Source organism: Streptomyces javensis, from assembly GCF_039525925.1.
GTDB lineage: Bacteria > Actinomycetota > Actinomycetes > Streptomycetales > Streptomycetaceae > Streptomyces > Streptomyces asiaticus.
Map to the genome: position 1 here is coordinate 43,541 of NZ_BAAAIF010000027.1, position 22,702 is coordinate 66,242.

Consider the following 22,702-nt stretch of genomic DNA (forward strand, 5'->3'; position numbering starts at 1 on the left):
GGGATGCTCCCGGTGGGCGGCTCAGGGATGCTCCCGGTGGGCGGCTCAGGGATGCTCCCGGTGGGCGGCTCAGGGATGCTCCCGGTGGGCGGCTCAGGGATGCTCCCGGTGGGCGGCTCAGAGGTACAGCCCCGCGTTCGACTCCGCCGACTGCGACGGCACGGCGGGCGGCCGGGTGCCGCGCCGCAGCGCGTACAGCTCCGCGAGCGTCGCCCCGTCCCGTCCGATCACACCTTCCCGGTCGTCGACCTCGCCACCGAGCCAGCTCACCGCCTCCGGCCGTGTCAGCTTGCCGACCTCGATCCGGGCCAGACACCGGCCGGGCCGGACCACCGCCGGGTGCAGCCGCTCCAGGTCCTCGTTGGTGGTCACCCCGACCAGCACATTGCGCCCCTGGCCGAGCAGACCGTCCGTCAGGTTCAGCAGCCGGGACAGCGCCTGGCCCGCGGTGTGCTTGGCCTCGCCGCGGATCAGCTCGTCGCAGTCCTCCAGGAGCAGCAGCCGCCAGCGTCCCTTGGCCGTGCCGTCGTCCTCGCCGATCGCGATGTCCATCAGATAGCCCACGTCGGTGAAGAGCCGCTCCGGGTCCAGCACGCAGTCCACCTGGCACCAGTCCCGCCAGGAGCGGGCCAGGGTGCGCAGCGCCGAGGTCTTGCCGGTGCCCGGCGGACCGTGCAGCAGCAGGAGCCGGCCGGCGATGTCGTCCGGGGTGACCTTCATCAGCCCGTCCATGGCCTCGGCCACCGGCGCCGTGTAGTTGCCGCGGATCTCCTCCCAGGTCCCGGCCGAGATCTGCCGCGTGGTGCGGTGCGGACCGCGCCGCGGCGAGACGTACCAGAAGCCCATCGCCACGTTCTCCGGCTGCGGTTCCGGCTCGTCCTCCGCGCCGTCCACGGCCTGGTGCAGCACCTTCTCGGCCAGGGCGTCGTCGACGGCGGTCACGGTCACATCCGCCCCCCGGTTCCACCGGGAGATCAGCAGGGTCCAGCCGTCGCCCTCGGCGAGCGTCGCGCTGCGGTCGTCGTCACGGGCCGCGCGCAGCACGGTCGCGGACGGCGGCAGCAGCGTGGCGCCCGACCTCACCCGGTCGACGGAGTGACTGCGGGCGTACGGCTGCTCGCCGGTCGCGAAGCGCCCCAAAAAGAGCGCGTCGACGACATCCGACGGCGAATCGCTGTCATCGACGTTCAGCCGGATGGGGAGGGACTTTTCGGCGGGTGTCGTAGGCAGGGTCTGCCTCCTGAGAAAGGGGGGCCTGGTGCGTCGGTCAGCGCACCCGCCCCCATGATCCAGGACGGAGGGCGAGGGCGCACCAAGGTTTGTGGCCGTTTACCGAGCTGTTCCACGGAAGCCCACCGGAATGGGAGTGTTCACGGATACTCCTACCCGTTGTGGGGCGCTAGCGGCCCTTCCGGATGAGATCCGCCCGAAGGGCCGTAAGGAAGGGAACGGGGCGGGCCGGTCAGGTTAGGGCAAACGAGGCGCCGACGGACCGGCGCGCTGCTCGGCGTCGGCATGGCCACGTTGGCGCTGCTGATGGCCACCTGCGAGCCCCAACGGGTCGCACTCCACTCCTGGGCCTGCGGCCAGCTCGGAGACTTCATCGTCTACAAGGCCAAGCGAGCCGGTGTGGGCGGGCGGGCGGTTGAGCCCTCATCAGGGCTGGTCGCGCCCTGTGCGCCAGTCGTGTGCCAGGGGTCTTCGGGTGGGGTCTTCGGGTGGGGTGTTCGGGTGGGGTGTTCGGGCGTCGTGTGCTGACTCATCCGGATTCCGTCCGACCTATGGATGTATCGGCCGCGTATCGAAAGATTTTTGCCAACTACCCGCATAGATCGGCCGGTTGCGCGGGATGACATATCCATGTCACGCCGCTGTAATCGATCCCCGCGACGTGACTGACGGTTTCGAACGCGATTGCTCATTTTTCGGGCCATCGCGCCTCACATCGGCACAGCAGTGATCCTGCTAGGGAGATCGAATGAAACTGTCCAGACTCACGGCGACGATGGGTGCGTTCGTCGTCGGTGCCGTCCTCGCCCTCACCGGGGCCGGCTCGGCCCAGGCCACCGAGAACAGCGCGGGCCCCGCCTATGTGGCGCTGGGCGACTCCTACTCATCCGGCGTCGGCGCGGGCAGCTACGACGGCGCCAGCGGCAACTGCAAGCGCAGCACCAAGGCGTACCCCGCGCTCTGGGCCGCCTCGCACGCCCCCGCGAGCTTCAACTTCACCGCCTGCTCCGGCGCCAAGACCGGCGATGTGCTGAACAACCAGCTCGGCCCGCTGAACTCCGGCACCGGCCTCGTCTCCATCTCCATCGGCGGCAATGACGCGGGCTTCGCCGACATCATGACGACCTGCGTGTTGCAGTCCGAGTCCACCTGTATCAACGCGGTCAACAGTGCCAAGAACTTCGTCCAGAACACCCTGCCCGGCAAGCTGGACCAGGTTTACAACGCCATCAGCGCCAAGGCCCCCTCCGCGCATGTCGTCGTCCTCGGCTACCCGCGGTTCTACAAGCTGGGCGGCTCCTGCATCCTGGGCCTCAGCGAGGCCGAGCGCACCGCGATCAACAGCGGCGCGGATGTCCTCAACTCCGTCACCGCCAAGCGCGCCGCCGACCACGGCTTCAGCTTCGGCGACGTCACCACGACCTTCACCGGGCATGAGATCTGCTCCGGCAGCGCCTGGCTGAACAGCGTCACCATCCCCATCGACGAGTCCTACCACCCCACCGCCGCCGGCCAGTCCGGTGGCTACCTCCCGGTCTTCAGCTCAGCCGCCTGATACGCGCCCGCCCTCACTGGTAGGGGAGGAGGTCCCGTCCACCGGGGCCTCCTCGCGGGCCCCTCCGGCGTCGGGGGTGCGCGCCTGCGGCGGGCTGTTCCCCTCCCCGCCCCTTCCCGAAACCAGGGCTCCGCCCCAGGCCCCGGATCGGGGCTTCGCCCCAGGCCTTGGGTCGGGGCTTCGCCCCAGGCCTTGGGTCGGGGCTTCGCCCCAGATCCTGGGTCGGGGCTTCGCCCCAGGACCCGGATCGGAGCTTCGCCCCAGACCCTGGATCGGGCTCTGCCTCCGCCGTCGGGCCGGGGTTCTGCCCCAGACCCCGGACCGGGCTCTGCCCCAGACTCCCGGGGTCCAGGGGCGGGGTCCCTGCCACACACCCGGGGGCTGGGGCGAAGCCCCAGTTGTGGGGAGGGGCGGGGAGGGGAGCAGCCCGCCGTAGGCGTCGGGGGCCGTCGGACAGCCCTAGCCGCCGTTGTTCAGCAGCGCCCAGGCCAACCCACCCAGCGACAGGAGGGCCAGCAGCGCCCCGGCCACCAAGGTCGCCACCGCGGCCCGCTGCCGCCGGGGCGGCGGCTCATCGGCGGGTTCCGCCGGCCCGCCCGGGCCCGGGGGATACGCGGGCGCGGCCGTCGCACCGGGCCCCGGTAACCGGCCCAGCGGCTCCGTCTCCACCGTGGCGGCGGGCCCGGAGGCGTTCGGGGACGACACCGAGCCGCCGCCCGGTGTGCCTCCCGCGGCCACCAGCCGCAGCAGTCGCTCCGCCTCCGCCGCCGGAAGCCTCCGCCGCGGATCCTTCTCCAGCAGCCCCTCAACCACGGAGGTGAGCGGCCCGGCCCGGCGCGGCCGCGGCAGCGACTCGTCCACCACGGCACGCAGCGTGCTCAGCGGGGTGTCCTGGCGGAACGGCGAGAATCCCTCCACCGCCGCGTACAGCAGCACACCCAGCGACCACAGATCCGCCGCCGGGCCCGGCGACCGGCCCAGCGCGCGCTCCGGGGCCAGGAACTCCGGGGAGCCCACGAGCTCCCCGGTCAGTGTCAGCGCCGCATCGCCCTCCACCACCGCGATCCCGAAGTCGGTGAGCACCACCCGGCCGTCGTTGGCCATCAGCACATTGCCCGGCTTCACATCCCGGTGCAGCACGCCCACCGCATGCGCGGCACGCAGCGCGGCCAGCACCTCGGCCCCGACGCGCGCGGCCCGCGCTGGCGGCAGCGGCCCCTCGGCGTCGAGCACATCAGCCAGCGACAGCCCGCGCACCAGCTCCATCACGATCCACGGGTGACCCTCCATGGCCACGTCGTGGACGGTGACCACATTGCGGTGCGAAACGCGCGCCGCCGCCCGGCCCTCGCGCTCCATCCGCGCGTACAGCCGCTCGATGTCGCGGTCCCCGAGCCCGGCCGGGGCGCGCACCTCCTTGATGGCTACCTCGCGGCCCAGCGCCTCGTCATACGCGCGCCACACCACGCCCATACCGCCCCGGCCCAGCTCGCCCAGCAGGCGGTAACGGCCGCCGCCCACCCGTTCGCCCTGCCGCCCGAAACCCTCTTCGCTCATGGCCGAGCCCCTCCCCCTCAACCGAGCAATTCGGGCTGAATGTACCTCAACCGAGCGTGGTTGCCGCCCCCCTCAGCACCAATCCGCACCCCAACGCGAGGACGATGGCGGCGGTTCCGACCGGCGAGGCCCGGCGCACCGCCCCCAGCAGCCGGTCGATCCGGCCCCCGGACCCCCTGCGCGCCGCCAGCCGCTCCGTGGCCCGCACGCCGAGGCGCACCGCGGTGAACCCGGCCAGCGTGAGCGTCAGCGCCAGTCCGAGCCCGTACGCCACCACCAGGACGAAGCCGAACCACGCCTGGCCCAGCGCGGCCGCGCCGACGAGCACGATGACGGCGGAGGGGCTGGGCACCATGCCCCCGGCGAAGCCGAGCAGCAGCGTGCCGCGCAGGGTGGGGCGCACCTCGTGGGTGTGGGTGTGACCGTCGCCGTGGTCGTGGGTGTGGGTGTGCGGGTGCGGGTGCGGGTGCGGGTGACCGTGGTCGTGGTCGTGGTCGTGCGCATGCGCATGACCCTGGTCGTGGGTGTGGTCGTGGGTGTGGTCGTGGTCGTGGCTGTGGTGATGGGCCCGCACCTGCCGACGACGGCGCAGCGCCTTGCGGAGCAGCCCCGCCCCGGCCACCGACACCAGCACACCGCTCGCGATGCCCAGCCACGAGATCACCGAGGGGGCGGCCGCCGACCCCGCCGTGACCAGCAGTCCCAGCGCGAACACGCCCAAGGTGTGGGTGACCGTCACCGACGCGCCCAGCGCCAGTACGTCGCGCAGCGCGCTGCGCCCGCCCGCCGCGGCGCCCGCCGCCATCATCGTCTTGCCGTGGCCGGGGGCCAGGGCGTGCATCGCGCCCAGCAGAACGGCCGTGGCGAAGGCCGTAAGGGCGAAGCCGAAGGTGATGTCATGGCGCGCCACCATCGAGGTGAGCGCCTGCGTCCACCGGTCCACCCCGCGCGGCAGCACCGACGAGCCCACCGCGTCCTCCCGGTCGGACCGCGCCGTGGAGGCCAGCGCGGGGCCGCCCGCCTTGACCTTGAGCGCGGCCGACCGCTGGTCGGGCGGTGAGGAGAGCTGCCCCGCCGGGTAGCGGACCAGCCGGTGGGAGGCGGAGGTCTTGGGGACGTCGGCGTCGGTGAGCGTCATACGGTCGCCCTGCGCGGTCACCTCCCGCCAGCCGGGGCCGGTGCCGATGTCGCGCGGGCGATAGGCGACGGTGGCCCGTTCGCCGTCGCCCAGCGCGGCCGTGAGGCGGCACTCCACCCGCAGCGTGGGCAGCCCGGCCTGGCCGGGGCGCTGACGGGCCTGCGCGCGCCCGGCGCGTACGGGCACCTCGCGCCCGTCGACCGTAAGCCGCGCCCCCTCCGCCGCGCCCGCACACCGCCGGGCCGCCCACGCGCCCAACTCCCGCCCGGACAGCGCGTCGTCGCCGTCGCGGTCGATCTGCGGCTTCGCCTGGGCGGCGGGGATCTCGGCGAGGTCCTCGACATGGTCGACCCGCAGCGCCCCCGGGGTGACCACGAGCCCGTCGTAACGGTTGACGGTGAAGTTCCCGAGCGGATGCGCCTCGGCACTCCCAGCAGGCAACACCACCATCGCCACGGCCCCCAACAACACCCCGACGGCCCCCAGCCGCCAACGGGCCCGCCGCCCGGGGTTCTGGGTTACGCCGCCGCGGCTTCGGGGGCTGGGGCCCGTGGGCTGGTCCTCGGTTTGGGGTGGGGCCCCGGGTCGCCAACGCGTGCGTGGCCCGGGGTTCTGGGTTTCGTCGGCGTCGTTCTGGGGTCGGGGCCCCGGGTGGGGGGTCGGTGGTTGGGCTTCGGTTCGGGGTGGGGCCGCCAGCCGCCAACCTGTGCGCCGCCCGAGGGCCCGGGGTTCACCGGCGCGGCTTTGGGGGCGGGGGCTCGTGGGCTGGCCCTCGGTTGGGGGTGGGGCCGCCAGCCGCCAACCTGTGCGCCGCCCGGGGCTTCGGGAGTCGCCGGCGGCGTCGCTCTGGGGGCGGAGTCCCAGGTGGGGGGTCCGGGGCTGGGCCCCGGTGCGCGAGGGGACCGGGTGGGGGAGCGTCATCGGGTGGCCCCCAGGTCCTTCAGGGCCGCCTTCGCCGCCCGCGCGCCCGTGGGGGAGAAGCCCGGGTTGAGGTCGAGTGCGGCCTTCAGGTGGCGGCGGGCCGGTCCGTCGTCGCCCAGGGACTTCTCGATGACGCCCCGGTGGTAGAGGAACGCCGCGTTGCGGTAGCCCGGCTCGGCCGCCTGCTCGGCGTACTTCAGGGCCTCCTCGTCCTTGCCGTTGCGGTGCAGGGCCCAGGCCAGCGCGTCGGCGGTGTGCACGGTGTGCCGTCGGTCCCACTCGGCGCGGGCCGCCTTCAGGGCCTCCTTCACATCGCCGTGGTCGGCCGCGACCAGCGCGCTGTCCAGGTCGGTCGCCACCCCGTTGGCGCGTGCGAGCGCGATCCAGGTGTCGACCACCGCGTACTGCCCGCGCGCCTTGGAGCGGTCGCCCCGCGCCTCGTACGCCTCGCCCAGGGCCGCGAGCTCGGCGGGCAGCGGATAGCGCCGTACGACCGCCTCCAGATCGCGGATACCCGCCTTCTGGCGGCCGTCCGCGACCGATGTGCGGCCCTGGCCCTCCAGCGCCGGGAGATAGCCGGGTACGGCGCGCAACGCGGTGCCGTACGCGCGCCGCGCCGTGTCGTACTCGCCCTGGTTCCAGGCCAGTTGGCCGAGCGCGGTCGACACATAGGCGATATCGCTGGGTGAGGTGGCGGAGTCCTGGGCGCGCAGCAGCACCCGGCGCGCCCCGGCCGGATCGCCGCGCAGCTCGTGGACGTAGGCGAGGCGGGTGAAGACGGGGATGCCGGGGCGCAGGGAGTCGGCCTTCTTCGCGGCCGTGTAGGCGTCCTCGTAGCGGCCCAGTTCGACGAGGGCGTCCACCCGGACGGCCAGCGCCCCCTGGCTGTAGGAGTTCACCTTCAGGGCCTTGTCGGCGTCGCGCAGCGCGCCCTTGAAGTCATGGCGGGCGGCGGCGAGCGAGGCGCGCCCGGCGAGCGCCACGTCGTTGTCGCGCGGCTGGAGGGACAGGGACCGGGCGAACGCCTTGTCCGCCTGGGGATAGCGGGTGGGGTCGCCGCTGGTCCTGGCCTGCTCGACATAGGCCGAGCCGAGACCGGCCCAGCTCTCCGCGTCCTTCGGCTCACCGCGCAGATGGGTCTGCATCGCGTCGATCTGCCGGGCGAGGCCGTCGCCGCTGAGCTGCTCGTACCGCGCGGCGGCCGGGTGCACCGCGCGGGCGGCTTCCTGGCCGCCGCCGGACCCGCCCGGCCCGTCCGAGGCGTCGATCACGATCGAGGCCGCGGTCAGCCCGGCCGCGAGCGCGAACACCACGGCCGCGGTCCGCGCCGTAGGGGTGAGGAATGGCCGAAGAGCCATGGTGACAGCTGCCTTTCGGGATGAGCGCGAACCCAGCGGAACGGGAGGGACGAACGGAAGGGACGAACGGAAGGGATGAACGGAAGGGACGAACGGGTGAGGAGGAGCCTGGGCGCGGCCGCCGCGCGGGTTTCGGCGGGGCCGCGCCCGGTGGTACGGGCCCGATGGCACCCGTGGTTCAGTGCCTGCGCACGCGCGGACCCCGCCGGCGCGACCGCATCCAGAGGAATCCGAGGCCCAGCAGCAACACGGCCCCGCCACCGGCCGCCGCGGACCCGGCCAGCAGCATGTTGTCGTCGGAGGAGGAGCCGACGCCCGAGCCGCCGTTCAGCAGCGACTGCCCGGCGCTCTTCGAGACGGCCTTGGCGTCCGAGCCGGAGCTGGGCAGCGCCAGATACGGGAAGGAGCCGCCGAACTTCTGGTCGTTCTCGTCCACCGCGTCGCCCAGGTCGTTCTTCTTGCCCAGCAGCTCGCCCTCCATGGCCTGGAGCGCGATGTCCAGGACGTCGTCGGAGAGCCTGCGGCCGTTGGGGAAGCCCGCGTTGTCGCCGTCCAGGACGCCCAGCCGCTTGGGGCTGCCGTTGGGTTCTATGGAGGTGTTGAGCCGGAGCTCCTCGGCGGGGCGGACGTTCGGTGGCTGGTTGAGCTTGGGCACACCGGTGAGGAACGCCTGCACCAGGTCGTCGCGCGGGGTGTCCGGCGCCTTGATCTTGTAGATCTGCTCGATCAGCTTGGGGAGTTCGGGTTCCTGGACGAACTTCAGGAACTGCCCGTCGTCCCAGGGCGAGGAGGCGTTGAACTTGTCCTTGTCCTTGCGCGGGATGACCACCTCGTTGACCAGCGGGCTGCCGAGCCGGGAGACCTGGGTCCAGTCGCCGTCGGCGGTCTGGCGGTGGGTGGTGGCCCAGACGCCGATCACCGGCTGGTCCTTGGACTCGGTCAGCGCCGACGTCGGCACCTGGAGGGCCATCGACTGGACGTTGTAGCCCTTGAGGGTGTCGTTGCCGACCTCGGACATGTCGCCGCCGTACAGCAGGTCGAAGACGCGCAGATCGAGGAAGAACGGGTCGTCGGCCTGACCGGCGAAGGCGGTCGAGCCCCCGCTGTAGCCGATCTTCCGCACCGACTGGTCGCGGAGCTTGGAGTAGTCGGGCATCGACGCCTTGCCGACGTTCGACGGCGCGACCGGCAGATCGCTGCCCAGCTTGGCGCGGGCGACGGCCTTCTGGTGCTTCAGCTTGATGACTTCGAGGTCGTATGTCTGGGTGAAGTTGAGGGTGGCGTCCTCGATCGAGTTCACCGGCCCGGTGTTGTAGAGGAACGTGTCGCCGTTCTTGAGGTGGTCCTTGAAGGTCCACCGGAAGAGCAGATCGCCCTGGCCGTCGCCGTCGTTGTCGACGTGCAGGTCGTAGCGGGCGTCATGGGCGAACTTGTAGAAGTTGGGGCCGCCCGCGGGGTCCTGGAACGGCAGTACGTTGACGACCATGGTGGTCGTGTCCGGCTTGTCCGGGCTGACGAACGCGTAGACGTCCGTGGCGTCGTACTGCGGCTGACCGGAGATCAGCGGCGCCTCGCGGTGGCTCGAGGCCTGCGCCGTCCCGGGCTGGAGTACGGCCACTCCGGCGGCCGTGAGCCCGCCCGCGGCCAGTGCGCAGCTGACCAGCGCGGCCAAGCTCTTGGTGATAGCGGTCATCCTGTAGGTCCTTCGCACGCTTGTTGGAGCAGTCCTTCATGCGGCTATTCGGACCCGGCGAACGGATGGATTGGTCGGCCCGGGAATTTGTTTGCGCGTGATAGGTATCGTCAACACCCTTGACGCGGTGGTGAATCCGGAACCTGGGATGCGTGGGTGACGGCTCGGGGAGGTAGGGTTACTCTGCCCGGGGCGGGTGCCCTCGTACGGGTGGGGAGTGTCATGGAGCAGATAACGGTACGGAGCAGGCCACGAGTGCCTGCGATCAACTGCGGAAGCGGTGCGTCGAGTGCGCGCCTCGAGCGCCATCTCGCGGTGATGGGCGGCCCTGCCGTCCCGCAGCGGGAGTCGGAGAGCGCGGCGGTGCTGATGCAGGAGCTGACCGCGCGCGATCACGCGCGTGCGAAGAACAGCCGGGGTGCGCGGGTGTCGCTGTTCGCGCCGCTGCGCCGGTTGCGCCGTTCGCTGTTCGGCAACCACGGCTGACCCGGCCGGCCCGTAGGCGCCATCGTCGTCATCCCGGGCAGGCACGGGGTCAACCGGTTCGCTCCAGCCGGTGAGTCCGTGCTGTGATCCACCCCACGTCGCTGTCGCCGTGGGATGCCGACGAGAGACCACGGTCGGTCGCCCGCGTTCAGTCGGTCGCGTTCAGTTGGTCGCCCGCATGCGGAGGATGGGGCTCAGAGCAGGGCGAACTGCCCCTCCGGGCCCTCCTCGTGGTGGTCCAGTACGGACGCCGGGCGCCGGGCCGTGCCGGGCACCGGCAGCACCCCCGCCTCCCGTAGCTCCGCCGTGTCGATCAGCGAGCCGTCCGCCACCCGGTCGGCCAGGGCCCGCAGCTCAGGGCGCGACTCGGCGAGCAGCGCCAGCACCGTGATCAGCTCCAGCAGCTCCGAGGTCCACGCGGACGGCCAGCCCGCCGGGCCGATGGCCTCCAGCGTGCCCGGTTCCCGCGCGGCGGTGCGCTGCTCGAACCAGGTCTCCAGCACCCGTACCCCGCCCGCCCGGAAGTCCCATGCGGCCTGGGGGACGGGGGAGATACGGCCCTCGCCCAGCAGCAGGGCCTCCTCGTCCGGGTCGTAGTCCAGCGAGCCCGGCAGCCCGCTCGACGGAAGCGCGGCGCGGACGTAGGGGCGCCGGCCACCCGGCATGCGCGGGCGTTCACCACTGTGCGCCCCGCGCGTATGCAGCCACAGCGCACGGCGGCCCAGCTCCACGCCCGATTCCCACAGCTCCGGGTCGGCGGTGAGGGGCACGGCGCATGGCGCGCCGCGCGCCGTGGCGGCGGTCCAGGCAAGGAAGTCCTCGGCGGTCACCGGGCGGCCGAGCCGCGTGGTGAGGTGGTCCAGCAGTCCGGGCGCGAGATTGGGCTCCTGCCCGCCCGGGCGGCGGTAGAGCGGACGGATCCGGCCGGGGCGGCCCGCGGGGGAGTGGCCGTCCGGCAGCAGCGCGGAGAAGGTGAGCACCGGGTCCGGGTCCGGTCCCGCGGCCTCGACGACATGGATCTGCCGGTCGTCCGCCACCCGCCACAGCTCGGGGCGGGCGGCGTCGAGCAGCCGGTGATCCGGTATCAGCCACTGCTGGTCGAAGGGCCCGTGCGCGATCCGCACCGGCTCGGGGCACGGCCCGTCCTCGCGCGCCAGCCGGGCCGTGGAGGTGGCCTGGCCGGGCAGCTGGGGTACGGAGCTGTGCGGCGTACGGGCGCGGGTCGGCCGGAACAGCGCGGCCCGCGCCGCCTCGTCCTCGGCCCGGGTCAGCCGCTCCCAGCGGGCCTTGAGCGAGGCCGCGTCCGGTGCCATGACCCACGCGCGGCCTGGCCGCAGTGGCCCCACGGCCCACGGCATCAGGTCCCCCAGCGGTGGCGCCTCACGTTCTCCCACGCCCGGCATGGTATCGATGCCGCCGTGTCCTTCCAGGGGGCTGCCCGACGTCAGCCGCCGCCGCTCGGTGGCTGACCGGCTGGGATCTTCCCCTCCCCGCCCCTTCCCGAAACCGGGGCTCCGCCCCGGACCCCTTGGGGCTGGATGCCCCGGACCTCTTGGGGCTGGATGCCCCGGACCTCTTGGGGCTGGATGCCCCGGACCTCTTGGGGCTGGATGCCCCGGACCTCTTGGGCGCGGATGCCCCGGACCCCTTGGGCGCGGACGCCCCGGACCCCTTGGGGCTGGATGCCCCGGACCCCTTGGGCGCGGACGCCCCGGACCCCTTGGGGCTGGACGCCCCGGACTCCTTGGGCGCGGACGCCCCGGACCCCTTGGGGCTGGACGCCCCGGACCCCTGGGCCCGGACCCCTGGGCCCGGACCCCTTGGGTGTGGGCCCAGGGGTCCGGGCCCCTTGGGCGTGGGCCTCCTGGGCGCGGGCCCCTTGGGCCCGGACCCCGGACCCCAGGCCCCAGGCCCCAGGCCCCAGGCCCCAGGCCCCTGGGCCCAGACCCCAGGCCCCAGACCCCAGGCCCCTGGGCCCAGACCCCAGCCCCCTGGGCCTCGGGGCGGAGCCCTACAGGCCCCTGGGTCTCGGGGTCACGGGGCGGAGCCCCGAATCGGGGGCTGGGGTGGAGCCCCAGTTGTGGGAAGGGGCGGGGAGGGGAACAGCCCGCCGCAGGCGCCAAGACCCCGCCGGGCCCCCTAGTCCGCCTCGACCGTCACCGAGAACGAGAACCGGTCACCCCGGTAGTGGATACGGGCCACGTCCACCACCCGCCCGCTCTCGTCGTAGGTCACCCCCGTGTAGTGCAGGATCGGGCTGAGCAGCGGAACCTGGAGCAGCCGGGAGGTTTCGGGGTCGGCGAGGCGGGCCTCGACCGTGTCCGTGATCCGGCTGATCCGCACCCCCACCGCGTCCCGCAGCACCTTCGTCATCGGCCAGCGGGCGAGGTCCGCGAGGTCGATGAGGTCGGCCAGCTCGGGGCGGACCAGGTTCTCCGCCCAGTTGGTGGGCTCACCGCTGCGGCCGTCCCGGCGCAGTCTGCGGTACGCGGCCGCCTCGTGGAGGTCGGGGAAGTATTCCGCGAGCGCCGCCGGCACCGGTTCCGGGCCGTGCTCCAGCACCGTCGTCCGCTCACCCGACTGCTGGGCCACGATCGCGTCCACCGACCCCAGCAGCCGCACCGGCGCGGCCCGCCGAGCGCTCGGCTCGATGAACGTACCGCGACGCCGGTGGCGGCTGATGAGCCCCTCGGTCTCCAGCTCCTTGAGCGCCTGCCGCATGGTGAGCACGCTGACCCCGTAGTGCTCGGCCAACTGGTCCTCGGTCGGCAGCCGCAGCGGATCGTGCGGGGCCCGCCCGAGTATCGAGGCCCGCAGCGACTGCGAGACCTGGTACCACAGCGGCAACTTGCGGTTGAGGGCGAGGGAGTCGGGGGCGAAGGTGGTCACACGGTCTCCGGTCGACGGCGGCAACGGCGGCAACGGCGGCAACGGCGGCAATGGCGGCAACGGCGGCGTTCAGGGGCGGAAATGGCGCTCCAGACCCTGCCATACGTCGTCATAGCGCCCCTGGAGGTGGTCCGCCTCCAGCGCCTGCCGGGTGGCCGTGACCGGCCAGCGCGTCTCGAACATGAAGGCCAGCCCGTCGTCCAGCCGGTGCGGCGCCAGCTCGGCCGCGCTCGCCCGCTCGAAGGTCTCGTGGTCCGGGCCGTGCGCGGACATCATGTTGTGCAGCGAGCCACCGCCGGGTACGAAGCCCCCCGCGCCGCCGGTCTTCGCGTCGTACGCGCCCTCGATCAGCCCCATGTACTCGCTCATCACATTGCGGTGGAAGTACGGCGGCCGGAAGGTGTCCTCCCCGACCAGCCAGCGCGGGGCGAAGACCACGAAGTCCACGCCCGCGAGCCCGGGGGTGTCGGAGGGCGAGGTGAGCACCGTGAAGATGGACGGGTCCGGGTGGTCGTAGCTGATGGTGCCGAGCACATTGAAGCGGCGCAGGTCGTACACGTACGGCACATGGGTGCCGTGCCAGGCGACCACGTCCAGCGGCGAGTGGTCGTAGGTGGCGGCCCACAGATTGCCGCAGAACTTGTTGACCACGCGCACCGGGCGCTCCACGTCCTCGTACGCGGCGACCGGGGCGAGGAAGTCCCGGGGGTTCGCCAGCCCGTTGGCGCCGATCGGGCCGAGGTCGGGGAGGGTGAAGGGGCGGCCGTAGTTCTCGCACACATAGCCGCGCACCGACGGCTCCAGCGGCTCCACCCGGAACCGCACCCCGCGCGGGACCAGCGCCACATGCCCCGGCTCGGCGCGCAGCAGGCCGAACTCGGTGTGCAGCAGCAGCCCGCCCCGCTCGGGGACGATCAGCAGCTCGCCGTCCGCGTCGCTGAACACCCGATCGGTCATGGGGGCGTTGGCGGCGTAGAGGTGGATGGCCATCCCCGCGCGCTGGGTGGCGTCGCCGTTGCCGCCCAGCGTCCACAGCCCGGCCAGGAAGTCGGTGCCCTCCGGCGGCTCCGGCAGCGGGTCCCAGCGCAGCCGGTTGGGGTCGGGCGCGGACTCGGTGAAGGGCGCCCCGCGCAGCGCGCCGCCGTCGACGCGGGTGAACGGCGGATGTGCGGCGGAGGGCCGGATGCGGTACAGCCAGGAGCGCCGGTTGGTGGCGCGCGGCTCGGTGAAGGCGCTGCCGCTCAGCTGCTCCGCGTAGAGCCCGAGTGGTGCGCGCTGGGGGGAGTTGCGGCCGATGGGCAGCGCGCCGGGCACGGCCTCGCTGCTGTGCTCATTGCCGAAACCGGAGGCGTAGACCAGCTCTTCGGCCGTCTTGCGCGCCCGCTCGATCCCCTGCTCGTGTCCTCGCTGATCGTCACGCCGCTCGCCGTGTTGGATCCCCGTGCCGTCGCCCATCGCGCGCTCCCACCGCTCCGCCGCACACCACTAGTTTCCAGTTGATTCCTATGTCAGACGATAGGAATCGAAACCCGGGCTCGTCAATGATCGGGCAGGATGGTGGCGTGCCCATACCGCCCCTCCGCCGCCATCCGGTCCAGCGCCGCAGCGCCGAGCGCCTCGGCCGGATCCTCGACGCGTGCGCCGAGCTCCTCGACGAGATCAGCTACGAAGAGCTGAGCACCCGGGCCGTCGCCGAGCGCGCCAACGTGCCCATCGGCTCGGTCTACCGCTTCTTCTCCAACAAGCGGGCGATGGCCGAGGCCCTGGCCCACCGCAATCTGGACGAGTACGCCGCGCGGATCACCCGGCGGCTGGAAGCCTCGGACGCGGCCTCCGGCTCCGATTCCGCCCCGGGGCCGGACGGCGGAGGCGGCTGGCGGGAGGCGATGGACGTCGTCGTGGACGAGTACCTGGCGATGAAGCGCGGGGCGCCGGGCTTCGCGCTCATCGAGTTCGGCCATCCGGTCCCGGCCACCGCGCCGCCGGAGCAGCCCAACCACCTGGTCGCCGACCGGCTGCGGACGCTGCTCGCCGACCGGCTCGGGACGGGCCGGGACGAGGCGACCGAGGAGCGGCTGCGGGTGGCCTTCCTGCTCGCGGTCGAGACGGCGGACGCGCTGCTGCGGCTGGCGTTCCGGGTGGACCCGGAGGGCGATCCGGCGATCGTGGCGGAGACGAAGGAGCTGCTGCGCGCCTATCTGGCCCGGGTGCTGGACTGACCCGGGGTCCGCTGGGAGGCCCGGTCCGCTGGGAGGCCCGGTCGACCGGGAGGTCTGGTCCACTGGGAGGCCCGGTCGACCGGGAGGCCCGGTCGACCGGGAGTTCCCGCCGATCCCTCCCCGACATGCCTACCAGTCGGTATGGTGAGCGGGTCCGGCGCGTCATCGCGGCCTCGCCGCCGTCCCTGGGAGAGACCGATGAGCACTGCCCCGCGTATCTGCCCGCTCTGCGAGGCCACCTGCGGGCTGACCCTCACCATCGACGAGGGGAGGGTGACCGGGGCGCGCGGCGATCGCGAGGACGTCTTCAGCCGCGGCTTCATCTGCCCCAAGGGCGCCGCGTTCGGGCAGCTCGACGCCGACCCCGACCGGCTGCGGCGTCCCCTCGTCCGCCGTGCCGGGCGCCTCGTGGAGACCGGCTGGGACGAGGCGTTCGCCGCCGTCGCGGAGGGGCTGGCCCCGCTGCTGCGCGAGCACGGGCCGCAGTCCGTGGGGGTCGTGCTCGGCAACCCCAATGTGCACACCGTGGCGGGCGGGCTCTATCCGCCGCTGCTGCTCGGCGCGCTGCGCACCCGTAACGTCTTCAGTGCCAGCACCCTCGACCAGATGCCCAAGCATGTCTCCAGCGGGCTGCTGTACGGCGACGCCAACGCGCTTCCGGTGCCCGACCTGGACCGCACGGACCATCTGCTGATGCTCGGCGCCAACCCGCTGGACTCCAACGGCAGTCTGTGCACCGCCCCCGACTTCCCCGGGCGGCTGCGGGCGCTGCGGCGGCGCGGCGGCCGGCTGGTGGTGGTCGACCCCCGGCGCACCCGTACGGCCGCGCTGGCCGACCGCCACGTGGCGATCCGGCCCGGCACCGACGCCCTGCTGCTCTTCGCCATGGTGCAGGTGCTGTTCGCCGAGGACCTGGTGGCCCCGGGCCCGCTCGCGACACACATCAGCGGGGTGGCGGAGGTGCGGCGGCTGGCCGCGGACTTCCCGCCGGAGGCGGTGGCCGAGGCGTGCGACGTGCCCGCCGAGGAGATCCGCGCCCTGACCCGTGAGCTGGCCGCCGCGTCCCAGGGCGTGGTGTACGGGCGGGTCGGCTCCACCACCGTCGAGTTCGGCACCCTCACCAGCTGGCTGGTCGATGTGGTCAACGTGCTCATCGGGCAGCTGGACCGGCCCGGCGGCATGATGTTCCCGCTCGCCGCGACCGGCCGCCGGGAGCGCCCGGCGCGGCCCGGGAAGGGGTTCGCGCTCGGCCGCTGGCACAGCCGGGTCAGCGGATACCCCGAGGCCAAGGGCGAACTGCCCACCGTCGCCCTGGCCGAGGAGATCGAGACCCCGGGCGAGGGCCGGATACGGGCGGTGCTGGCGCTCGCGGCCAACCCCGTGCTCTCCGCGCCGGACGGCGACCGCCTGGACCGGGCGCTGGCCGGGCTCGACTTCATGGTCAGCGTCGATCCGTACCTCAACGAGACCTCGCGCCACGCCCATGTGGTGCTGCCCCCGCCGCCGCCCAGCCGCAGCCCCCACTTCGACTACGCCTTCAACAGCCTGGCCGTGCGCAACCAGGTCCGCTACACCCGCCCCGCCATCCCCCTGGAGGCCGACCGGCTGAGCGAGAGCGCCATCCTGGCGCGGCTGGTGCTGTGCGTGAGCGGGAACGACGGCGCCGGCCCGGAGGCGGTGGACGCGATGGCGATCCAGGGGACGCTGGGCAAGGAGGTCGCCGACCCGTCCTCGCCGGTGCACGGACGCGACCCCGGCGAGCTGGCCGCGCTGCTGACCGGGGTGGACGGCCCCGAGCGACGGCTGGACATGATGCTGCGGCTGGGCCCGTACGGCGACGGCTTCGGCGCCGACCCCGACGGGCTGAGCCTGGAGAAGCTGCTCGACCGTCCGCACGGCATCGACCTGGGTCCGCTGCGGCCGCGCGTTCCGGGGCTGCTGAAGACCCGCAGCGGCACGGTGGAGCTGTGCCCGGAGCCGCTGGCCGCCGATGTGGAGCGGCTGCGCCGGTCGCTGGCCGAGCGGCCCTCGGGGCTGCTGCTGGTCGGCCGCCGCCATCTGCGCTCCAACAACAGCTGGATGCACAACGTCCCGGCCCTGATGGGCGGCAGCAACCGCTGCACGCTCCAGGTGCACCCCGAGGACGCCACCCGTCTCGGCCTGGCCGATGGTGGTCTGGCCCGGGTCAAGGGCGAGGGCGGCGAGCTGGAGGTGCCGGTCGAGGTGACGGACGCGGTACGGACCGGAGTGGTGAGCCTGCCGCACGGCTGGGGCCATGCCCGCCCCGGCGTCCGGCTGTCCGTGGCCGGGGCCCGCCCCGGGGTCAATGTCAACCAGCTCTTCGACGGCTCACGGCTGGATCCGCTCTCGGGGACGGCGGTGCTCAATGGCCACCCGGTGCGCGTATCACCCTCGCTACGGCACTGACCTGGGGTTTTGCGCTTATTGCTCACGCGTCAAGACCTTGTTAACGGAAAGTTGCCGCACCTAACGTCGCCTCGACCGCCAAATCTGGGGGAGTTCAAAGGCGAACGTGAGGTAGCCAATATGCTGACCATCCTCGGCTTCGTCATGATCGCGACATTCCTTGTCCTGATCATGATGAAGAAGATGTCCCCGATGGGCGCCCTGGTGCTCATCCCCGCGCTGTTCTGTGTGCTTGTCGGGAAGGGGGCGCACCTCGGCGACTACGTCCTCAAGGGCGTCGGCGATCTGGCACCCACGGCCGCCATGCTGATGTTCGCGATCATCTACTTCGGGGTGATGATCGACGTCGGCCTCTTCGACCCGATCGTCCGGCTCATCCTGCGGTTCTGCAAGGCGGACCCGATGCGGGTGGTGGTCGGCACCGCGATCCTCGCGGCGATCGTCTCGCTCGACGGCGACGGCTCCACCACCTTCATGATCACCGTGTCGGCCATGGTGCCGCTCTACCGGCGGCTGAAGATGAGCCTGGTGGTGATGACCGGCGTCGCGGCCATGGCCAACGGCGTGATGAACACGCTGCCCTGGGGCGGCCCGACCGCCCGCGCCGCCGCCGCGCTCAAGGTCGACGCCAGCGACATCTTCGTGCCGATGATCCCGGCCCTCGCGGTCGGTCTGCTCTTCGTGATCGCCCTCTCCTACGGCCTGGGTCTGCGGGAGCGCAAGCGGCTCGGTGTGCTGACGCTGGACGAGGTCACTGCGGGCGACCCGGAGCAGGTGCTGGTCGGCGCGGGCTCCGGCGGCAAGGGGGCCAACGGCCGTAAGGGCGTCAAGGCCGCGCTGACCGGCGGCGGGGCGGGCTCCGGCACCGACGCGGAGGCCCCGTCCCCGAAGGGCTCCGGCTCCTCGGACTCCTCCTCCCACGAGGGCGGGGACGACGACGAGTTCAAGGGGCTCGACCCCCACCGCGCCACCCTGCGCCCCAAGCTCTACTGGTTCAACGCGGCCCTGACCGTCGCACTGCTCGCCCTGATGGTGACCGAGACCATGCCGATCCCGGTCCTCTTCCTGCTGGCCGCCGCCGTCGCGCTCACCGTCAACTTCCCGAACATGAACGACCAGAAGGCGCGGGTGGCCGCGCACGCCGAGAACGTCGTCAACGTCTCCGGAATGGTCTTCGCCGCGGCCGTCTTCACCGGCGTCCTCACCGGCACCGGCATGGTCGAGCACATGGCCCGCTGGCTTGTCGACGGCGTCCCCGAGGGCATGGGCCCGCACATGGCCATCGTCACCGGTGTGCTGTCCCTCCCGCTCACCTACTTCATGTCCAACGACGGCTTCTACTTCGGCATCGTGCCGATCCTCGCCGAGGCCGGGGCCGCGCACGGGGTCTCCGCGCTGGAGATCGCCCGCGCCTCGCTCGTCGGACAGGCCCTGCACATGTCGAGCCCGCTGGTCCCCGCCGTCTACGTGCTCGTCGGCATGGCGAAGGTCGAATTCGGCGACCACACCCGGTTCACCGTGAAATGGGCGGCGCTCACCTCACTGGTGGTGCTCGCCGCCGGTCTCGCGTTCGGCATCATCTGAGCCGTGAAGATCTCGAAGCCCGGTAGGGGCTGGCTGCTGCGCCTGGTCATCGCCTTCTCGTTCACCCAGGGGGCGGTGAGCATGGCGCGGCCGGCCGTCTCCTACCGGGCGCTCGCGCTCGGTGCCGACGCCCGTGCCATCGGCGTGATCGCCGGTATCTACGCCCTGCTGCCGCTGTTCGCCGCCGTACCCCTCGGGCGGCGCACCGACCACGGGCGGTGCGCCCCGCTGCTGCCCATCGGGGTCGCCCTCATCGCCACCGGCTGTGCGTTCAGCGGCACGGCCGGATCGCTGCCCGCGATGGCCGCGTGGAGCGGGGTGATGGGCCTCGGCCATCTGTCGTTCGTCATCGGCGCCCAGTCCATCGTGGCCCGCCAGAGCGCGCCCGAGGACCAGGACCGCAACTTCGGCCACTTCACCATCGGCGCCTCGCTCGGCCAGCTCATCGGGCCCATCGCGGCCGGTCTTGTGGTCTCCGAACACGACGGGGCGATGGGCCGCACCAGCGCCGCGGCGCTGTTCGTCGCCGCCGCCCTCGCGGCCTTCTCCGTCACCTCGCTGTGGCGCATCGAGCGCCGCCCCGACGGCACGGCGGCCGGGCCCGCCGAGGAGGCCCCGGCCCGCAAGGTCTCCGTACGGTCCATCCTGACCACCCGCGGGGTCGCCTCCGGCATGTTCATCAGCCTCGCCGTGCTCTCCGCCACCGACATCCTCACCGCCTATCTGCCGGTCGTCGGCGAACAGCGCGGTATCTCGCCCGCGGTCGTCGGTGTGCTGCTCAGCCTGCGCGCCGCCGCGACGGTGGCCTGTCGGCTCGCCATGACCCCGATGATCCGGCTGATGGGCCGCACCGCGCTGATGGCGGTCAGCTGTCTGGGCGCCGCGCTGCTGTGCGCGGGCATCGCCCTGCCGGTGCCCGCCTGGGCGCTCGGGGTGCTGCTGGCCGGGCTCGGCTTCTGCCTCGGCGTCGGCCAGCCGCTGTCGATGACGACCGTCGTCCAGGCGGCCCCCGAGGGGGCGCGCAGCACGGCCCTCGCGCTGCGGCTCACCGGCAACCGGCTCGGCCAGGTGGCCGCGCCCGCCTCCGCCGGTCTGCTCGCCGGACTCGCGGGCACCGCCGCCCCCTTCGTCATGCTGGGCGGACTGCTCCTGATATCGGCGGCGATAGCCGTCCGGCCGCTGCGCGGCCGCCCGGCCGCGGATCCCGTCGGGGACCGGCCGGTGCCGGAGAAGCGGCCCGCGGAAGGGCGTACGGAGGAGTCGTCCTCGGCCTCGCGGGGCACGGGACGGCCACCCCGGTGAGGTGACGGTGAGACGGTCTCTCAGGGCCGCTCGCCGTCGACCATGGCCAGCCACGCCCCGGAGGCGTCCCCGAACGGCTCGGCGCGCCCGCCGACCGCGTCCATCAGCCACCTCCCCGCCGCCTCGGCCTCCGCTATGACGTCCGCCGGATAGCCGTACCGCACCTGGTGCTCGGCGAACTCGTCCTCGTCGTCCAGCAGGGTCGAGCCGTCCGTCCGCTTGCGGATCACATCGAGGTCCAGGTCCACCATCGAGACCTCGTGGGAGGAGTGCCACTCGGGAGGCGTGGCGATGTCGCAGTAGATCTCGGTCTCCCGGGGCGGGGCGTTGAACGCCGCGGTCCACCACGCGTCGCGCGGGAGGAGGATCACATGCGCGCAGGCGATCGGCACCATCGGGCCGTACCCCTTGCGCATGACGCCGCCGCCGGGCAGCCCCAGCCAGACGCCGTGGTCGTCCTCGCCCAGCCTGCGCATCCGCAGGTTCCAGTGCAGAGAGCCGTCGTACTTGCGGTAGTTGACGGATACGAGATCTGGCATGAGCCGATCCTATGCGGTGGCCGGAGCGGCGCGCCGCCTACCATCGGTGGAATGGACACCCCCGTATCGCCGTGGAAGGACCGCGCGGGACCGCAGGACAGGCCGGTGCCGGATGCGGGGAGCGAGGACTTCCTCCACCATCGCGAGCTGCTCTTCTCCATCGTCTACAACATGCTCGGCACGGTGGCCGACACCGAGGACGTGGTGCAGGAGACCTGGCTGTCCTGGGCGTCGGTGCGGGACAAGGAGATCGCCAACCCCCGGGCCTATCTGGTGCGGATCGCCGTCAACCACGCGCTCAGCCAGATGCGCCGCGCCCGCCGCAGCCGGGAGAGCTATATCGGCCCCTGGCTGCCCGAGCCCGTGCTGACCGAACCGGACACCCCCGACACCGCGATCCGCACCGAATCGGTGTCCCTGGCGATGCTGGTGGTCCTGGAAACCCTGACCCCCTTGCAGCGGGCGGTGTTCGTGCTGCGCGAGGCGTTCGCCTACGACCACGCGGAGATCGCCGCGATCCTGGGCCGCAGCCCGGCCGCCGTCCGCCAGCTCGCCCACCGCGCCAAGGAGCGCGTCGAGGCCCGCCGACCGCGCTACGACCTCGACCGCTCCACCCAGCGCATCGTCACCGAGCGGTTCCTCGACGCGGCCATCGGCGGTGACCTCGACGCCCTGATGGACGTCCTGGCCCCGGAGGTGGCCATGTGGAGCGACGGCGGGGGCAAGCGCCGCGCGGCGCTCCGGGTGATCGAGGGCCGGGACAAGGTGGCCCGCCTGGTCGCCGCCGTCAGCGCGCGGTTGCCCACCTTCGACGCGCGCCCGGTGCAGATCAACGGGGGCCCGGGGGTGGTCCTGTTCCTCGGCGGGACGCTGTACGCGGCCGCGGTGTTCGACCCCGCGCCGGACGGCGAGCGGGTGCGCGGCATCTACGGCCTGATCAACCCCGACAAGCTCGCGCGACTCGCCGAGTCCGTCCACCCTCCGGCTGCCAGACTGGCCCCATGACAGAGCTGAACGGGGAACCGGCGGGCATCCGCGAGCTGACGGCGCTGGCCATGACCAACTACGGCCACTTCACCACCATGCGGGTGGAGGACGGCCGGGTGCGCGGGCTGTCCCTCCATCTGGACCGGCTGGTACGGGACTGCGGTGTGCTGTTCGGCACCGACCCGGACCGGGACCGGATCCGCGAACTGGCCCGGCGCGCGGTCGCGGACACCACGGGGCCGCTCACGGTCCGGGTGACCGTGTACGACCCCGACCTCGGTCTTGAGCGGCCCGGGGCCGAGGCCGCGCCGCGGATCCTGGTCACCACCCGGCCCGCCGCCGCGCCCTCGCTGCCGCCGCTGAGCGTGCGCACCGCGGCGCACCACCGCGACCTGCCGGAGGTCAAACACGTCGGGCTGTTCGGCCTGTTGCGGCTGCGCCGCCTGGCCCAGCTCGACGGCTACGACGATGTGCTGCTGACGGACGAGCGGGGCGCGGTGTCCGAGGGCGCGACCTGGAACGTGGGGTTCTTCGACGGCGAGCGCGTGCTGTGGCCGGACGCCGGGTGTCTGCCCGGCGTCACGCAAGAGCTCGTTCGCCGCGGCTACGGCGGCCCGCAGCACACCGAGCCGATCGACCGCGAGCGGCTCGGCGAACTGCGCGCGGCGTTCGCCCTCAACGCGGGGGTGGGCGTACGGCCGATCCGGTCGATCGACGGGGTGGAGCTCGACCCGGAGCATCCCGTCCTGGACACCTTGCGCAAGGAGTACGCCGCGACGGAAGCGGAACCGTTGTAGGACGCGGCCCGTAACGCCTG

At 72.9% G+C, this 22,702-nt stretch carries 16 protein-coding genes and 1 pseudogene; 8 read left to right on the forward strand and 9 right to left on the reverse strand.

What is annotated here, in order from left to right; genetic code table 11:
• Positions 1-117 precede the first annotated feature (117 nt).
• Complete coding sequence (locus ABD329_RS23775) at positions 118-1,230, reverse strand: DUF5925 domain-containing protein (RefSeq protein WP_201853976.1); 1,113 nt, start codon at positions 1,228-1,230, stop codon at positions 118-120.
• Positions 1,231-1,978: 748 nt separating this feature from the next.
• On the opposite strand from ABD329_RS23775, the gene ABD329_RS23780 reads away from it, so the two are divergent.
• Positions 1,979-2,785: an SGNH/GDSL hydrolase family protein gene (locus tag ABD329_RS23780; RefSeq protein WP_198282416.1), complete on the forward strand. Its 807-nt coding sequence runs from the start codon at positions 1,979-1,981 to the stop codon at positions 2,783-2,785.
• A 465-nt stretch (positions 2,786-3,250) separates the two neighbouring features.
• Here ABD329_RS23780 and ABD329_RS23785 read toward each other — a convergent pair.
• The 4 genes and pseudogenes from ABD329_RS23785 to ABD329_RS23800 form a co-directional block, all read right to left on the reverse strand.
• Positions 3,251-4,342: pseudogene (locus ABD329_RS23785) on the reverse strand (serine/threonine-protein kinase); the annotation flags it as partial.
• Between the two features lie 46 nt (positions 4,343-4,388).
• Positions 4,389-5,930: a HoxN/HupN/NixA family nickel/cobalt transporter gene (locus ABD329_RS23790; protein WP_344316880.1), complete on the reverse strand. Its 1,542-nt coding sequence runs from the start codon at positions 5,928-5,930 to the stop codon at positions 4,389-4,391.
• A 467-nt stretch (positions 5,931-6,397) separates the two neighbouring features.
• On the reverse strand, positions 6,398-7,759 hold the full coding sequence (locus ABD329_RS23795; protein WP_214665631.1) for a tetratricopeptide repeat protein: 1,362 nt from the start codon (positions 7,757-7,759) through the stop codon (positions 6,398-6,400).
• Between the two features lie 178 nt (positions 7,760-7,937).
• Positions 7,938-9,452, reverse strand: coding sequence for a DUF4331 domain-containing protein (locus ABD329_RS23800; protein ID WP_198281295.1), 1,515 nt, complete (start codon positions 9,450-9,452; stop codon positions 7,938-7,940).
• A 222-nt stretch (positions 9,453-9,674) separates the two neighbouring features.
• On the opposite strand from ABD329_RS23800, the gene ABD329_RS23805 reads away from it, so the two are divergent.
• On the forward strand, positions 9,675-9,938 hold the full coding sequence (locus ABD329_RS23805) for a hypothetical protein (protein WP_198281296.1): 264 nt from the start codon (positions 9,675-9,677) through the stop codon (positions 9,936-9,938).
• Between the two features lie 194 nt (positions 9,939-10,132).
• Here ABD329_RS23805 and ABD329_RS23810 read toward each other — a convergent pair whose 3' ends face one another.
• From ABD329_RS23810 to hmgA, 3 genes are all read right to left on the reverse strand, one after another.
• On the reverse strand, positions 10,133-11,341 hold the full coding sequence (locus ABD329_RS23810) for a type ISP restriction/modification enzyme (RefSeq protein WP_198281297.1): 1,209 nt from the start codon (positions 11,339-11,341) through the stop codon (positions 10,133-10,135).
• A 736-nt stretch (positions 11,342-12,077) separates the two neighbouring features.
• Entirely contained in the window at positions 12,078-12,827 is a 750-nt protein-coding gene (locus ABD329_RS23815; RefSeq protein WP_198279392.1) for a GntR family transcriptional regulator, read from the reverse strand.
• Between the two features lie 69 nt (positions 12,828-12,896).
• Positions 12,897-14,282 carry a homogentisate 1,2-dioxygenase gene (gene hmgA, locus ABD329_RS23820; protein WP_246618763.1) on the reverse strand — a complete coding sequence of 462 codons (1,386 nt, stop codon included), beginning with the start codon at positions 14,280-14,282 and terminating at the stop codon, positions 12,897-12,899.
• Between the two features lie 86 nt (positions 14,283-14,368).
• Between hmgA and ABD329_RS23825 the strand changes: the two genes are divergently transcribed.
• From ABD329_RS23825 to ABD329_RS23840, 4 genes are all read left to right on the forward strand, one after another.
• On the forward strand, positions 14,369-15,046 hold the full coding sequence (locus tag ABD329_RS23825) for a TetR/AcrR family transcriptional regulator (RefSeq protein ID WP_198279391.1): 678 nt from the start codon (positions 14,369-14,371) through the stop codon (positions 15,044-15,046).
• Positions 15,047-15,244: 198 nt separating this feature from the next.
• The gene (locus ABD329_RS23830) at positions 15,245-17,473 is read left to right on the forward strand and encodes a molybdopterin oxidoreductase family protein (RefSeq protein WP_198279390.1); all 2,229 of its coding nucleotides are present in this window, start codon (positions 15,245-15,247) and stop codon (positions 17,471-17,473) included.
• Between the two features lie 120 nt (positions 17,474-17,593).
• Positions 17,594-19,057, forward strand: a complete 1,464-nt coding sequence (locus ABD329_RS23835) for a CitMHS family transporter (protein ID WP_198279389.1) — start codon at positions 17,594-17,596, stop codon at positions 19,055-19,057.
• 3 nt (positions 19,058-19,060) lie between these two features.
• Entirely contained in the window at positions 19,061-20,359 is a 1,299-nt protein-coding gene (locus tag ABD329_RS23840; RefSeq protein ID WP_198279388.1) for an MFS transporter, read from the forward strand.
• A 20-nt stretch (positions 20,360-20,379) separates the two neighbouring features.
• Here the strand turns inward: ABD329_RS23840 and ABD329_RS23845 are convergent, their stop codons facing one another.
• Positions 20,380-20,898, reverse strand: coding sequence for a DUF402 domain-containing protein (locus ABD329_RS23845; protein WP_198279387.1), 519 nt, complete (start codon positions 20,896-20,898; stop codon positions 20,380-20,382).
• Positions 20,899-20,949: 51 nt separating this feature from the next.
• Between ABD329_RS23845 and sigJ the strand changes: the two genes are divergently transcribed.
• On the forward strand, positions 20,950-21,903 hold the full coding sequence (gene sigJ, locus ABD329_RS23850; RefSeq protein ID WP_198279386.1) for an RNA polymerase sigma factor SigJ: 954 nt from the start codon (positions 20,950-20,952) through the stop codon (positions 21,901-21,903).
• Positions 21,900-22,682 (forward strand): aminotransferase class IV family protein, encoded by a 783-nt coding sequence (locus ABD329_RS23855; protein ID WP_198279385.1) that lies wholly within the window; start codon positions 21,900-21,902, stop codon positions 22,680-22,682. Before sigJ ends, ABD329_RS23855 begins: the two co-directional genes overlap by 4 nt.
• Positions 22,683-22,702: the final 20 nt, after the last annotated feature.

Excerpts from the sequence above, each read along its gene's own strand:
- ABD329_RS23810 (WP_198281297.1), bottom strand. The coding sequence starts at position 11,341 with ATGCCGGGCGTGGGAGAACGTGAGGCGCCACCGCTGGGGGACCTGATG.
- ABD329_RS23790 (WP_344316880.1), bottom strand. The coding sequence starts at position 5,930 with ATGGTGGTGTTGCCTGCTGGGAGTGCCGAGGCGCATCCGCTCGGGAAC.
- ABD329_RS23795 (WP_214665631.1), bottom strand. The coding sequence starts at position 7,759 with ATGGCTCTTCGGCCATTCCTCACCCCTACGGCGCGGACCGCGGCCGTG.
- ABD329_RS23855 (WP_198279385.1), top strand. The coding sequence starts at position 21,900 with ATGACAGAGCTGAACGGGGAACCGGCGGGCATCCGCGAGCTGACGGCG.
- ABD329_RS23805 (WP_198281296.1), top strand. The coding sequence starts at position 9,675 with ATGGAGCAGATAACGGTACGGAGCAGGCCACGAGTGCCTGCGATCAAC.
- ABD329_RS23825 (WP_198279391.1), top strand. The coding sequence starts at position 14,369 with ATGATCGGGCAGGATGGTGGCGTGCCCATACCGCCCCTCCGCCGCCAT.
- ABD329_RS23800 (WP_198281295.1), bottom strand. The coding sequence starts at position 9,452 with ATGACCGCTATCACCAAGAGCTTGGCCGCGCTGGTCAGCTGCGCACTG.
- ABD329_RS23830 (WP_198279390.1), top strand. The coding sequence starts at position 15,245 with ATGAGCACTGCCCCGCGTATCTGCCCGCTCTGCGAGGCCACCTGCGGG.
- ABD329_RS23845 (WP_198279387.1), bottom strand. The coding sequence starts at position 20,898 with ATGCCAGATCTCGTATCCGTCAACTACCGCAAGTACGACGGCTCTCTG.
- ABD329_RS23835 (WP_198279389.1), top strand. The coding sequence starts at position 17,594 with ATGCTGACCATCCTCGGCTTCGTCATGATCGCGACATTCCTTGTCCTG.
- ABD329_RS23780 (WP_198282416.1), top strand. The coding sequence starts at position 1,979 with ATGAAACTGTCCAGACTCACGGCGACGATGGGTGCGTTCGTCGTCGGT.
- sigJ (WP_198279386.1), top strand. The coding sequence starts at position 20,950 with ATGGACACCCCCGTATCGCCGTGGAAGGACCGCGCGGGACCGCAGGAC.
- hmgA (WP_246618763.1), bottom strand. The coding sequence starts at position 14,282 with ATGGGCGACGGCACGGGGATCCAACACGGCGAGCGGCGTGACGATCAG.